Source organism: Lysinibacillus sp. fkY74-1, from assembly GCF_053165895.1.
Window position 1 is genome coordinate 2,394,269 of sequence record NZ_CP170173.1, and the last position, 14,634, is coordinate 2,408,902.

Sequence of the window (14,634 nt, forward strand, 5' to 3'; positions counted from 1 at the left end):
CAAATGCAATAAAAAGAATATATATTGAATGTAACTTATTTTTGTTGTATATGCAATAAAAAGTGTAGGGAGGTAATAAAAGTGAAATATGTTTTTTATGTCTTAGGCATTTTCATTTTAACACTGGGCATTTCTTTAACTATTCAATCTAATCTAGGCACTTCCCCCTTCGATGCCCTTTTAGTGGGATTATCTAAAAATATAGGGCTGACTGTAGGTAGCTGGGAAATTATTATAGCTATTATTTTAATAGTTGGTAATTCTATGTTAACCAAGCAAAGGCCCGAATTCTTGGGCTTGATGACAGCCTTTATTACGGGAATTGGAATTGATATGTGGTTATTTGTGTTACACAATTGGATAACGCCTGTAGCTTGGTATAGTCAAGTTGTTAGTTTTGGTGTAGGTTTAATGGTGATTGGGTTAGGGACTGCCACCTATTTACATACGAATTTTGCACCGATACCTGTTGATCGATTAACCTTAATAATTAAAGAGCTCACGAAAAGGAGCATCTTTTTTGCAAGAACCACTATTTATCTCCTGTTTTTAGCGCTGGCGTTACTATGGAAAGGCCCAATTGGCTTTGGAACAATCATAACGGTTTGTTTGGGAGGGCTCATCCTCCATTTCTTTATGCCTATTACTGGCAGAATACTAGATAACCTCCTACAGCACTCTAATACCACTCTAAATGATCAAAATGAAGAGATTGAAAGCTAGTATAAACCCAAATATTCTGTTTCTTGCTTAGAATGGGGTGATGTCATTTCCCCCTTTCTTCTATAAAGATAAAAATCCTGCTACGCACAGGATTTTTAAATGAAGTCTATCATGTAACATTATTTTCTTGAAAAAACTTTTTCTTCTCCTCTTCTGTAAATTCTTCTAGGTTTTGATAGGTATAGCGTGGATTACGATCCTTATCAATCACAACAGATCGTACACCTTCATAGAAATCCTTATGTCTTAAAAAGTTTCTTGCCAACATGAAATCTGTATTCAAACATTCCTCTACTGTTTTTTCACGAGCGTCAATAAGCTGCTGTAACGTAATTTTTAAAGAGGAAGGTGATTTCGACAACAGCAAGTTCTTCGTGTCACGGGCAAATTCGCTTGGGTCATGGTTTAAGGATTGTATGATTTCCTCGACTGTATTTCTTGAAAAATGATGGTTTATTACTGTTTGAAGCTTCTCAAGTTCACTGTTCGTGGATGGATTACTAGAATATTTCTTAATTAGTTGGTGTAAGGTTGCGTTTATATTGTTAGAATGCCAATCTGTCTGTATAACGCTTTGAAGGAAATCAAATAGCTTATCGCTCGTCATATAATGATCTGCTCCGTTCGCAAAAAGGACATCTGCTGCTTTAATAATGGACGCAGTTAATGCCAGATAGTAACCAATAAATCCTGGTGCTTTGTTTAAGAAATAGCCCGCGCCAACGTCTGGAAAAAAGCCAATATCCATTTCCGGCATCGCCCATTTTGTACGCTCTGTAACGATTCGGTGGCTTGCTCCATAGGTTAATCCGACTCCACCACCCATGACTATGCCATCAAGGCAAGCAATAATTGGTTTAGAATAATGATAGATTTCCAAATCCACTTCATACTCTACTTCAAAAAAGTTTTCAGCTACTTTAAATGCTTCTTGACTGGATTGTGCTTGATAAAGTGTTTTAATGTCACCTCCAGCGCAAAACCCCTTCTCCCCTGCCCCTTGTAGTACAATAAGACAGATTTGATCATTCGCTTCCCATTCTTTTAATTTTTCTCTAATGAGGTTAAGCATGTTAGTGGAAAGAGAATTTAAAGCTTTAGGACGATTCAACGTAATGAAGGCTGCTCCTCCATCTTCCACCGAAAATAAAACTTCGTTTGCCATGTTGGCCCCCTCCTTTAACAGTGTTTAAAGTGTGGCTGTCTTTTTTCAATAAATGCCTGTACACCTTCTTTGGCATCATTTGTTAAAAATAACTCAGCAAAACGTGTTCGTTCAAGTTCAAGTCCTTTTTGTAGGTTATCCTTCGTGCTTTGAATCACACATTCAATTGTACGAGAGACACATGTCATACTTTTACCCGCAACAAAGGACTGTGCAACAGCTTTAGCCGTCGTCAAAAGTTCCTCAGGTTCTGTTACGAGTTGAATAATACCTAGCTGTAATGCCTCGTCTGCACTCAGTTGTTTACTTGTTAAAATTAATTGGAGCGCTGTTGCTTGATTCGTCATTCTGCTAAGTCGTTGAGTCCCCCCGAATGTTGGGAGTAGCCCAAGCTTTAATTCTGGTAAGCCGAGAATGGCTTGATTCGAAGCAATTCGGAAATGACATCCTAACGCTAGTTCAAGCCCTCCTCCAAGAGCCGGTCCATTAATGGCAGCAATAACTGGTTTTTTCATGGCTTCTACTTCATCGCATAGCGCTTGCCCTGCTTGAGCCATTTGCAATGCTTTTTCCTGTTGGCCAAAGGCTGAAACAAACTCCTTTATATCAGCCCCAGCGACAAAAAATCGGCCAGTGCCTGTAATAATAATGGCACTTGTGTCTTCATCCTCTGCTAGCTCTTGGAAAATGAGACGTAGGTTTTCAATAGTGGCTGATGACAAAGTGTTTGCAGGTGGATGATTTAAATGAATAATTGAAATAGAATCCTCTTTACTAACGTTGACAAATGTATCGATCATGCTGCTCCTCCTAACTAATCATTTTTGGGTTGTCAATGAATGTTCTCGCAAGTGCCCGTTTTTTCATAAAGAGATTTTGCTGTAGCGGAATATTTAATTGTCGAATGTTATTTAGCAAGCTTACTCGTTTTTGTTCATTGCTTTCAGCGGCCGTAATGATAGTAATCGCACTTTCTTCTATTTTGCGGTAACCCTCCTGGCATAATATGTCAGTCATTAATTGTTTTGTTTGGACATGTGCAGTTTTTTTCGACCTGAGCCAGGCTGATTCCATGACATACGTTTCCATGGCCATATCCGCCAACAAACGCATAAATTCTTGCTCCTGTTCGAGTTGAATTTGTGCATTTGCAATGACATGAATAGCTAGTTGCATTAAATGCTTGGAGAGAAGGATGTAATGGTGATTTTTTTCTAATGGTTGAGCGTGAATAAAATCACCCTCTATTGCAGTTGTTTGTACATATTTTTTCCACAGCATTTTAGCCATTGTGAGGCGATTGATTTCATTTGTACCCTCGAAAATACGGTTAATTCTTGCGTCTCGATACAAACGTTCCACTTCATAATCTTGCATATAGCCATATCCACCATGTATTTGAACAGCTTCATCAGCTATTCTTCCAAGTGCTTCGGAACAATGTACTTTATGAAGTGCGCATTCCAGAGCAAATTCAGATATTTTCTGAACTATCGTTTCATTGCTTGATGATGCAATAGCCTCATCAACTTTCCCAGCCGTTCGGTATGCACCGCTTTCTGCTCCATAAATCAGAACGGCCATGTCAGCAAGCTTTTCCTGTATCAATGTAAAGTCAACGATAGGTCGTTCAAATTGTTTCCGTCCCTTCCCATAATTCACGGCTATTTGAAATGCTTGTTTGGCCGTTCCTATATTAGAAAAGGCAAGCTTTAGACGTGCCATATTCAAAATGTTCATAGCGACTATATGTCCTTTGCCAACCTCTCCAAGAACACAATTGATTGGCACAATAACATCCTCTAAAATGAGCGTGGCCGTTGAAGAGCCTTTAATGCCCATCTTCTCTTCTTCCTGACCCACGGATACCCCTTTAATGGAACGTTCGACAATCAACGCAGTCATCCCCCTATTCGTCTGGGCAAATACAACGAAGACGTCTGCTAGCTGAGCATTGGTAATCCATTGCTTTTCTCCATTTACTAGCCATGCTTTCCCGTCTTCCGTTAATCTAGCATTCGTTTTGGGGCGCAGTGCATCAGAACCCGCTTCGGACTCTGTAAGGGCGTAAGCTCCAATCCATTCTCCAGAAGCCAACTTTGGTAAGTATTTCAGTTTTTGCTCCTCATTTCCAAAATAGATATAGGGTAATGTGCCCACCCCTGCATGAATATTGTAGGAGACACTAAAAGAACCCCCAAAACCCATTTTTTCTGCTACCAGACCAGAAATTTTTTTATTGAGCTCAAGTCCTCCATAAGCTTCGGGTATTTCAATGGCCAGTAATCCAAGATCACCTGCTTTTTGGAACAATTTTCGGGTGATCTCATATTGTTGCTGTTCAATGGATGAGATATTCGGTGAGACATCCTGTTTAATGAAGAGCTCAGCAGTTTTTGCAATGAGCTCTTCTTCATCGTGGAAATCCTCAGGTGTAAAGATCGTCATGTTGTTTTTTAGTCGATCCATATAAGCCCTCCTTGAAAGAAAGTGGAGAAAAGCCATTTACCTCTCCTACTTTATTTCCTCCTTCGGTAAGATGGTTTTTGCTAATTCACTATCTAAATCCTCGAATTTATAATAGGAAATCGTTTCATACAATTCGCTTCTTGTTTGCATATCCTCAATTGCTTCTTGTTGTGTTCCAGTATTTTTTATTAATTCAAATACGCGCTCGTATGCTTTTGCTGCAACTCTCATAGATGTAACGGGATAAATGACCATCGAGTAGCCCATCTTTTCAAATTCCTTAGCCGTATAATAAGGAGTTTGACCGAATTCAGTCATATTGGCTAATAAGGGGGCATCTAACTCATTGGCAAATTGTTTAAACTCTTTTTCAGTTTGTAATGCCTCTGGAAAAATAACATCTGCCCCAGCAGTAACATATGCTTTGGCTCTTAGTATAGCCTGCTCTAAGCCTTCAACAGACCTTGCATCCGTGCGAGCAACAATCATTAATGTAGGGGCTATTTGTTTAATCATTTTTATTTTTTGAATCATTTCCTCCTTTGGAACAAGAGTTTTGCCATTTAAATGTCCACACTTTTTAGGAAGATTTTGGTCCTCTAGCTGTACGGCAGCAACCCCTGCCTCTAGCATTTCACGAGCAGTACGGGCAACATTTAATACGCCACCAAAGCCCGTATCAATGTCCACTAGCATCGGTAAATTTGTAGCCCGAATAATATCACTAGCACGCTGGGCTATCTCATTTGAATAAATCATCCCTAAGTCTGGTAAACCTCTACTCGCTGTATAAGCGGCACCAGAAAGATATAATGCCTCAAAGCCAACTTTTTTAGCCATCAAACCAGCCATTGCATCATGTACCCCTGGTATTTGCAAAATAGCTGAACGAGCGATATGAGCTTTAAATTGTTCAGCTAATTGTTTTTGTGTCTTTGCTTCTTGGACAATCCATGTCATTTTTAAATACCTCCTCTTTATTGCGTTCGGAATCCATCTAAATTAAATAAATAGATTAACAAATTCATGAACAGCAATTTGTTCAAGCAGCTCTTTATTTACACAAACATCGTTTATTTTATTGAGTTGTTTTTGAGCATAATGTGTACGAAGGTTTTGCTGGAATTTATCAATAATCTGAGGGAATGCTTCCTCACGGCGGAAACGATGTCCTAAAGGATATTCACACTCAATTAGCTCAGTTGATGTACCATCTTTGTAATAAACTTGAACAGCGTTCGCAATGGATCGTTTATCAGGGTCTAAATAGTCGATTGTATATTGGCCTTTTTCCACAACAACCATTTTATTACGCAAGTCATCGATTCGTGGATCTGCCGCCACCTCATCTTCATAGTGATTTGCGGTAATGTCACCATAAATAAGACCAATCGCTGTAATATATTGAAGGCAGTGATCTCGATCTGCAGGATTGTGAAGAGGCCCTTCTTTATCGATAATTCGCATGGCTGATTCATGTGTTGTAATTTCTATGCGGTCAATATCAGCTAGGCGATTTTTTACTTCAGCATGCAAATGAACGGCACATTCTGCAGCCGTTTGAGCATGAAACTCTGCAGGATATGAAACTTTAAAGAGGACATTTTCCATAACATAAGATGCAAGTGGTCTCGCAAGCTTTAATTCTTGCTTATGAAAGAGCACATCTTGGAATCCCCAGCCTGGTGCAGATAATGCAGTTGCATAGCCCATTTCCCCTTTCACAGCCATCATTGCTAGTTGTACGGCCCTGCTTGTAGCATCGCCAGCAGCCCATGATTTTCTTGATCCCGTATTAGGAGCATGTCGATAGGTTCTTAAACTTGAATTATCAATCCAAGCATTTGATAAAGCATTGACAATCTCTTGATGAGTGCCCCCTAAAGCCTTTGTAACAACAGCTGTTGTCGCTATTTTGACAAATAAAACGTGATCTAAGCCAACACGATTTAAGCTATTTTCGAGTGCAAGTATTCCTTGTATTTCATGGGCTTGAATCATCATTTCTAAAACATCTTTCATTTGGAGAGGCTCTTGCCCTTCTGCAACACGTACACGACTCAAATAATCAGCTACAGCTAAAATACCACCAAGATTATCAGAAGGATGCCCCCATTCTGCCGCCAACCATGTATCGTTATAATCCAACCAACGGATCATACAACCGATATTAAAGGCACCTTTAACTGGATCAAGGACATAGGATGTCCCTGGAATACGAGTACCATTTGGAACGACTGTACCTGGTACTACAGGACCTAGAAGTTTTGTACATTCAGGATATTGTAAAGCTAAAATGCCACAACCTAACGTATCCAATAAAACATATCGAGCCGTTTCGTAAGCTTCTTCGCTCGTAATCTTTGTGTTTAATACGTAATCCGCAATATCAATAAGAAGCTGGTCTGTCATCGTTTTTTCATTCGTTTTAATCATCTATATCTTCCTTTCAAGGTATGAATTTGATATACTAGTATGCTGATGGGCATTGGTCAGAATGTCCATCAGCTCTATGGCGAGTTGTTAAAACTTGATTATACCGACAATTCTTCAAGGTTATGACGCTCGCCTATATAATGAACACGAGGTCTAAATAATCGATTATTGTCATGTTGTTCGATCACATGTGCACATAAACCGATCGTTCGAGAGCCAAAGAAAATAGGCGTATATAATTCAATTGGTAAGCCCAGCATGTAGTACACAGGCGCAGCATAATAATCTAAATTTGGATACAAGCCTTTTTCCTCCACCATCACTTTTTCACCGGCTTCGCACATGTGATATAAGCAGTCATCCCCTTGCTCCAAGCATAGTTTATACAAAGCTTCTTTCATGATCTGCGCTCTTGGGTCCATTTTTTTCATATAGACACGATGGCCAAAGCCCATTATTTTATCTTTATTTTTGAGCTTGTTTTTCAGCATCGCTTCAAAGCCCTCCACAGTCTTAGCTTCAAGCAGCATATACATGACTGCCTCGTTCGCCCCACCATGCAAATTTCCTTTCAATGATGCGACAGCACCAGTTAGAGCACCATACAGATCGGATTGTGTGGAGGCAATAACACGAGCAGTAAAGGTCGAATTCGGCATTTCATGTTCACTATATAAAACAAGTGATTGGTCAAAAATTCCCTCTTCTAATGGTGTTGGTTTTCTTCCAGTAATCATGTAATAAAAATTAGCACTATAAGAAAGCTGACTATCCGGTTCTACAACATCTTGACCATTTAATACACGGTAGCTATTCGCAACGATGTTGGGCATTCCACCTAAAAGTCGATATGCTCGTGTTACATTCATTTCAGTCGAATGATCATGGATGTGCTGATCATACCCTGCTAACGCTGAAATTCCAGTTCGAAGGCCGTCCATCGCATGTGTCCCATTTGGTAATAAGTTGAAAATTTGAAAAAGCTCTTGTGGAACGTGATAGTTTTCTTTCAATTTATCCTGTACGTCAGCTTGTTGCTCAGTAGTTGGTAGGTTTCCGTGCAATAATAAATGGACAATATCTAAATAGGCGTATCTCTGAGATAGTTCAATCAAATCATAGCCACGTATAACAATTTGACTGCCTACTACGTCTAAGAAAGACAGTTTTGTTTCCGCAGCAATAACTCCATCAAGACCTGGTGAATACGTTAACTCCATAGATTACAACCCCTTTGTTTAATCATTCTTGTAAGCGTTACCATTCAAACTCGAAAGAACAACAAAAAAACAACTTCTATCCTTTAGAAGTTGTTAATCTACAAAAGTATGACAGAACAAAAAACAGTGAACTTACATCCATTCACAATCATCATACAGTAGCTAACACCTCCCTATCCTCGTAGGTCAATTGATGCTTATTTAGTGGCAGGTCTCCTGACTTATCATCAACATTCCTATAACACCTTCCCGTTTTGAAGAACAAAACAGTGGTCTCGTTATGGAACTCCTACATACAGTTGCGGGACAGTGTTGGACTCACACCAACTTCCCTTTTAATCAAATGGAATCAAACCCATTTGAACCACCAAAATTTAGCATATTCAATTTGTCTTTTTACCTTAACATAGAGGTTTCCAAACAATCAATATAGGTAAAATTCAGAAAAGACTGATTATAAAAAGCTATTTTTCATTTTTGACGAACTATTCTGCATATTTAAGCATTATTTCGCTCAAAAAAAGATTGTTAATCAATCCCAATGGAGCTATATTTATGAAGTCTGCTTTAAAAAAGCGATTTGTTTTGCATTACGATGAAACGAGGAGTGACGGGATGGGCTATATAACTGAATTAAGAAAGCTTATCGGTAATAGACCAATTATAAGCGTTGGTTCGACAGTTCTTGTTGTTAATGATGATAAGAAAATACTCTTTCAACATCGTTCAGATACGTTGGATTGGGGATTACCTGGCGGTTCAATGGAAATAAACGAAACATTAGAGCAGGTTGCTGCTCGTGAACTTTATGAGGAAACTGGTCTCGTGGCTAAAGAGTTTGAGTTTATCGGTGTTTTTTCAGGACCTGATTATTACTACTGTTATCCGAATGGCGATGAAATCTATACAGTCATTCACCTTTATAGAGCTAAACATGTAAGGGGTGTATTGGAAATGAAGGATGGTGAGAGCTTAAGCCTCACTTATTTCAGTAAGGAAGAACTTCCGAATAATATGGAACAGAGGACGGTCGCTCTCTTAAACAACCTAGAGGGCAAAATATGGGGGTTCGAAAGCTCCTTTACGAAGCTTTCCAAATAACAATGTAAGAATTTTAATAAGGACTTTCTTCGCAAAGACATTTCAGATCATTCCAAACTAGTATTCTTGTGAATTCTTTCGCGAGGGTGACTGGGCAAAATCGCGTTGTATAGCTCAAGTGATGCGGAATGCTTAAATGGTTCACCTTTCATGATTTCCTCTACTAGCTGACCATTTTGCATGACGAGGATGCGATCTGAAATAAAACGTGTAGCCTGTAAGTCATGAGAAATGAAAATGTATGCAAGTTGCAAATCCTTTTGTAGTGTCTGTAGTAATTGAATGATTTGTTTTCGCAAAATCATATCTAAACTACTAATGGCTTCATCTAAAACAATTAATTTTGGATGTAAGGCAAGCGCTCTTGCAATGTTCACACGCTGTTGTTGTCCCCCACTAAGCTGGGAAGGATACTTTTCGGCAATAGATTTTTCTAACTCTACATGATTAAGTAATTCCTTTACCTTATAGTGTCTCTCAGCTGAGCTATAATGCTCGAAATTTAGGTACGGTTCCTCTAAAATTTGAAAAATAGTGTGCTTTGGATTTAATGAATGATAGCTATTTTGGAAGACTGCTTGTAAATCTCTCCGTATCATTTTTTTCTGTTGGCTAGTGGCATCATAAAGATTAACCCCTTGAAATAGAACCTCACCGGCTGTTGGCCTTTCCATTCCTAATATAATTCGGCCCAATGTACTTTTTCCTGAGCCACTTTGTCCAACAATGCCTAAGCATTCCCCCTCCTGAAGTGAAAATGATACTTTCTGTAATTCAGGAGCATCCTGTCTTCGCTTGAATATGAACGGTCTATGTGCATAGTTCTTCTCAATATTTCTCACTTCTAGTAGCTTCAATTTTTTCACCTCTAAAACATCATTCGGGATTGTAATAGTTTCTTTGTATAAGGATGCTGTGGTGCATCAAAAAAATCATAGACATTTGCTTGTTCAATTAGTTCCCCCTTATACATCACGGCTACATCATCAGCTAGTTCAGCAATAACGCCTAAATCATGCGTCACAAGAAGTATGGCTGCCTGTGTTTCCAGGCGAATCCGATCAAATAATGTCAATACCTGTTTTTGGTTGACTGTATCAAGAGCTGTCGTTGGCTCATCAGCTATGTATACCGAGGCTTGAATTGCCAGTGACAAAGCAATCATTACACGCTGTAGCATTCCCCCACTTAATTGGAATGGATAATAGTGTAAAAGTTTCTCGGGATTAGGTAAATTAACTTTTGACATGCTTTCCATAGCAATTTGTCTAATTTCATTTTTAGTTATAACAAAATGAGCCTTTAATGATTCACGAAAATGACTTTCAATGGTTTGCACACGGTCAAAGGCAGTTGAAGGATTTTGCATAATAATAGATAGATGTCTTCCACGATAAGCTCTCATTTGAGCAGCATTTATCTTCAATAAATCTTGTTGATGGTAGAATATGTGCCCTTTGATAATCTGCGCTCTAGACGGTAAGGCTTGCATGATAGCTTGGCAAAGCATGGTTTTCCCACTACCGCTTTCGCCAATAATCCCCAAAACGCGGCCTTGATAGGCTGTCAGATGAATGGCGTTTAAAATATTTTGTTCTCCAATTTTGACCGATAAGTCTTTCACTTCTAAAACTTTTTTCATAACTTCCCCTTTACTGGTCAGGCGTCTTTAAACTACTTGCCAAAACATTACATACTAGGACAACTAGAACGATAGTAAGCCCAGGATATAGCATTAATTCGGGATGTTGGCGGATATATTGCTTCCCTTCATTTACCATCATTCCCCACTCAGGAGTGGGAGCCTGCACGCCAAGCCCTATAAAGGAAAAGCCTGCAATCTCTAAAATAACCTTTCCCATATCTAATGCAACAATCGTTACAATAGGAGGCCAAACATGAGGGAGATAGTGACGAATAATTAATTTCACACCTGTAGTACCGCTTATTCTTGCCGCTAGAATAAAATCCTTTTCATTCATGCCGATAAATAAACTTCGAATTAGTCTTGAATAATAAATAAGCTGTGTCAAAATAAGTGCGATTAACACATTTTTTAAGCTTGGCCCTAATACACCTAAAAGCCCAAATGCTAGTACAAGTGTTGGAAAAGCTAATAAAATATCGCATATCCGAATAAATAGCGCATCTATTATACCTCTTTTTAAAGAGACCCATGCGCCCAACAGGATCGCTACTACAATAGCAACTATTTGTATGACGAGCGCCGCACCTAAAGAATACCGAATCCCTAAAAGCAATCGTGAGAAGACACATCTTCCTAAATGGTCTGTTCCTAATGGATAGTCCCATGAAGGTGCTAAAAATTTCTTAGAAATATCGACTGCTAAAGGGTCATGAGGCATCATGATTGGGGCAAACAGTCCTAGTAAACCAATGATGATTAGTATAGTGAGACTCATAAATCTTCTCATATGTATACGTTCTAAGTTCACTTTACTCTCTCCTATTCTTCATCATCAGATGAGGATCCAATAAACGATGCAATACATCTGTGCCTAGATTGGCGAGCACATAGATGACAGCGATCACCAACACATAGCATTGTACAACGGGGTAATCACGATTCGTTATGGATTCTATTAAATATCTACCGAGTCCAGGCCAACTAAATACTTGCTCTACAATGACAGCCCCACCTAGCAAATTTCCGAGTGTCATCCCTAACAAAGTTGATATCGGTATGGCAGCATTCCTCCCCACGTGTCGGATGAGAATGACCGATTTTTTTAAGCCTCTAAGCTGTGCATATTTTACATAGGGCTGCTCGTATTCTTCAATAATGGCAGAGCGGATAAACTGTGAGAACAATCCGATTGTAGGTAAAGCTAATGTGAAAGCTGGTAAAACTAAATGTGCTCCTGAACCTTTTCCATTCGTCGGAAAAATCCCAAGTTTTAAACTGAATAGATAAAGTAGGATAAACCCTAACCAAAATGTTGGAATGGAAACACTTAGGACTGTAAATAATCGAATGATTTTATCGATAAAGGAATGCTTATATAATGCGCTCACAACCCCTAACGGAATACTAAAGGTTAAAATAAGGATAAATGCTACTAAAGCTAATTCGATGGTAGCGGGTAGCTTAGCAAATAGCTCATCACCAACGGGTAATTTACTAACAAAAGATGTCCCAAAGTCTAGCTGTAAAACGCCTTTTACCCATAGCAGATATTGCATGATAAAAGGCTTATCTGTCCCTAATTCTTCTCGTAAAGCTTGTATAGCCTCTGGTGTTGGGGCTATTCTTGCAAGTCGAAGAATGACCTCTGCTGGTTCTACTGGTACGAAACGAATAAACACAAAGGTCAGAATAGATACGCCTACTAATACAAATGGAAGTGTGAGAATTCTTTTTACACAAAACATCCAAGTCGATTCGTACATGTCGTCACTTCCTATTTCATCCGATGATAAAAAGAGAGTTGTCCTGGTTCGACACACTCTCTCTTTCATACTTAGTTTTCTTTATCCATTTGTGCATATGGAATGTCATACTCAGAAGCACGTGGTGCAAAATCCTTCATATATGGTTGATAAATAACTTGATTCGTTTCATATGATATTGGATAGAACAATGCTTGTTTGTGGAACATTGTTAAAATATCCGTGTATAGCTGCACGCGTTCTTCTTCATCGGTCCCGACTAATAATTGATGTATGTTAGTATCGATTTCTTGAGTATTTGGTAAGCCTAATTTTGCTTCATAAACACCACTAGCATTTGGTGTAGCTGATTCATTTGCAAAGCTATGTGGATCAGTCGGCGGTCCATTAGTTCGCCAGAAGTTAATATCAACCTGATCATCCATTAATTTTTGCAGACCGACCATCACATCGGCGCCTTCAATATTTAACTGTACGCCTATTTTCGCTAGCTCGCCCTGCATTAACTCTGCCATAGGTTTTTGAATGGCATCAGTAGCAATATAGATTAAATCTAATGTAAGGGGTTGACCATTTTTTGAACGAATTTTTTCACCCTTCTGTAGCGTCCATCCAGCTTCCTCTAGCAATTTCTGTGCTTTTTCAGGATTATATATAATGGGGGCTAAATCAATATTGGCATATGGAATTGCTTCCCAAAATAGCGTGTTAGCCACTTTTTCTGTACCATGTGTAATGCTTTCTACCATTTGTTCCTTATTGATAGCATATTGCATTGCTTGTCGAACCTTTAGCTCAGCTAACGGTCCAGACTGTGTATTGAACAGTAATGCTTTCGTAGACAATGGCTCAGATGTAGCTGTTCTATATTTGCCACTATCTCTTAAATACGTATAGTTATCTAAACTAATAACCCCTCGCCCATAAATGACATCTAATTCTTCATTTTCAAAGGCTAACGAAATGGATTCCGAATTTGGGATGATTTTAACCTTTATTTTATCTACGAGAGGCTTTTCTCCCCAATAATGTTCATTACGGCTAAATAAAGCATATTCATCTTTTTTATAGTCGGTTAAAACCCATGGCCCTGTGCCAATAGCTGATTGAATGGAATCATTTGTCTTATCGCCGTCTGGGAAGCCATTATCCCCTAAAAAACGGAATGGTCTGACAAAGGCTAATTCGTTTAACACAGGGTAATACGGTTCGTCTAATTGCAAACGTATTGTTGATTCATCTACTTTGACGACCTCTTTTATATGGTTGACCATGCCCATCCAAGAATGCATGTCACGATTCGCTAATACCGCATCAAAATTGCGAATCACATTATCAGCATTAAAGGCAGTCCCATCCGAATAGTTAACATCCTTGCGTAAATGGAACGTATAAGCAGTTTTATCCTCTGAGATGACCCAGCTTTCTGCTAGCTTTGGCGTAATTGTCCCATCATCGTTATACGCCACTAAAGATTCATAAACCATTGCTTGAGCAGTCATCTGATTTGGTAAATATGTATGGGGGTTTAATGGGCCTACATCTAATGGCCAACCAATCGTAATCATTTTTTCATCTGTCTGTTCAGTTGATGCTGAGTTTCCTTTGTCTTTTTCCGTGCTTGTACAACCTGCAAGAAAACTGAAGGTCAAAACAAGCATGTAAGGCAGTAAATACTTCGTCCATCTCATTTTTTATCTCCTATCTCTATTCCCTGTTCATATCTACAAATTGAATAGAAAGAAGGCATAAAAAAACCTTATTCTACAAGAATAAGGACAGATAAACCTACAATACGTAAGCTACCATCCATCTCCCTATCTTTCGTAGATCATCAATGAATCTTCTTACAAGCAGGCATTCTGGCTTATGAATCATCATTTTGCTTCACCTTCCCAAGAAAAAACTCAGTGGTCATCGAAACAAAACTCCTCATTTACAGCTGCGGGACAGCATGGGATTTACACCCATTTTCCTTTTAATCGAACGAAAAATAATTTCATTCAAACTTGTAATGCAATATTTGAAATTAGTAATAAACATAACATGCTCAAATGTTCACGTCAATTTTATTTTCTGAATATAATAAACAGATACAAAAAGACCAGG

At 38.8% G+C, this 14,634-nt stretch carries 13 protein-coding genes and 2 riboswitches; of the genes, 2 read left to right on the plus strand and 11 right to left on the minus strand.

Going from position 1 to position 14,634, the window contains the following annotated elements; genetic code table 11:
* Positions 1-81 precede the first annotated feature (81 nt).
* Entirely contained in the window at positions 82-723 is a 642-nt protein-coding gene (locus ACE1MS_RS11595) for a YczE/YyaS/YitT family protein (RefSeq protein ID WP_012294578.1), read from the plus strand.
* A 109-nt stretch (positions 724-832) separates the two neighbouring features.
* On the opposite strand, the gene ACE1MS_RS11600 is transcribed toward ACE1MS_RS11595, so the two are convergent.
* The 6 genes from ACE1MS_RS11600 to mmgD all read right to left on the minus strand — a co-directional run bounded on the left by ACE1MS_RS11600 (position 833) and on the right by mmgD (position 8,013).
* Entirely contained in the window at positions 833-1,888 is a 1,056-nt protein-coding gene (locus tag ACE1MS_RS11600) for an enoyl-CoA hydratase/isomerase family protein (protein ID WP_197223917.1), read from the minus strand.
* A 14-nt stretch (positions 1,889-1,902) separates the two neighbouring features.
* Positions 1,903-2,688 carry an enoyl-CoA hydratase-related protein gene (locus ACE1MS_RS11605; protein ID WP_031416003.1) on the minus strand — a complete coding sequence of 262 codons (786 nt, stop codon included), beginning with the start codon at positions 2,686-2,688 and terminating at the stop codon, positions 1,903-1,905.
* A 10-nt stretch (positions 2,689-2,698) separates the two neighbouring features.
* Positions 2,699-4,357, minus strand: coding sequence for an acyl-CoA dehydrogenase family protein (locus ACE1MS_RS11610; protein WP_447402310.1), 1,659 nt, complete (start codon positions 4,355-4,357; stop codon positions 2,699-2,701).
* Positions 4,358-4,402: 45 nt separating this feature from the next.
* Entirely contained in the window at positions 4,403-5,317 is a 915-nt protein-coding gene (prpB, locus tag ACE1MS_RS11615; protein WP_036163716.1) for a methylisocitrate lyase, read from the minus strand.
* Between the two features lie 42 nt (positions 5,318-5,359).
* Positions 5,360-6,793, minus strand: coding sequence for a bifunctional 2-methylcitrate dehydratase/aconitate hydratase (locus ACE1MS_RS11620; protein WP_036216312.1), 1,434 nt, complete (start codon positions 6,791-6,793; stop codon positions 5,360-5,362).
* 98 nt (positions 6,794-6,891) lie between these two features.
* Positions 6,892-8,013, minus strand: coding sequence for a citrate synthase (gene mmgD, locus ACE1MS_RS11625; protein WP_416277654.1), 1,122 nt, complete (start codon positions 8,011-8,013; stop codon positions 6,892-6,894).
* Positions 8,014-8,202: 189 nt separating this feature from the next.
* Positions 8,203-8,397: riboswitch (cobalamin riboswitch) on the minus strand.
* Positions 8,398-8,628: 231 nt separating this feature from the next.
* On the opposite strand from mmgD, the gene ACE1MS_RS11630 reads away from it, so the two are divergent.
* Complete coding sequence (locus ACE1MS_RS11630; RefSeq protein ID WP_031416007.1) at positions 8,629-9,114, plus strand: NUDIX hydrolase; 486 nt, start codon at positions 8,629-8,631, stop codon at positions 9,112-9,114.
* Between the two features lie 47 nt (positions 9,115-9,161).
* On the opposite strand, the gene ACE1MS_RS11635 is transcribed toward ACE1MS_RS11630, so the two are convergent.
* From ACE1MS_RS11635 to nikA, 5 genes are all read right to left on the minus strand, one after another.
* A complete protein-coding gene (locus tag ACE1MS_RS11635; RefSeq protein ID WP_447402311.1) occupies positions 9,162-9,980 on the minus strand; it encodes an ABC transporter ATP-binding protein in 819 nt (272 codons plus the stop codon).
* A gap of 2 nt (positions 9,981-9,982) precedes the next feature.
* Positions 9,983-10,756 carry an ABC transporter ATP-binding protein gene (locus ACE1MS_RS11640; RefSeq protein WP_012294587.1) on the minus strand — a complete coding sequence of 258 codons (774 nt, stop codon included), beginning with the start codon at positions 10,754-10,756 and terminating at the stop codon, positions 9,983-9,985.
* A 10-nt stretch (positions 10,757-10,766) separates the two neighbouring features.
* On the minus strand, positions 10,767-11,570 hold the full coding sequence (locus tag ACE1MS_RS11645; RefSeq protein ID WP_230586010.1) for an ABC transporter permease subunit: 804 nt from the start codon (positions 11,568-11,570) through the stop codon (positions 10,767-10,769).
* Between the two features lies 1 nt (position 11,571).
* On the minus strand, positions 11,572-12,525 hold the full coding sequence (nikB, locus tag ACE1MS_RS11650; protein WP_036161745.1) for a nickel ABC transporter permease: 954 nt from the start codon (positions 12,523-12,525) through the stop codon (positions 11,572-11,574).
* A 71-nt stretch (positions 12,526-12,596) separates the two neighbouring features.
* Entirely contained in the window at positions 12,597-14,216 is a 1,620-nt protein-coding gene (nikA, locus tag ACE1MS_RS11655; protein ID WP_289448968.1) for a nickel ABC transporter substrate-binding protein, read from the minus strand.
* 144 nt (positions 14,217-14,360) lie between these two features.
* A riboswitch (cobalamin riboswitch) is annotated at positions 14,361-14,553 on the minus strand.
* Between the last annotated feature and the right edge of the window lie 81 nt (positions 14,554-14,634).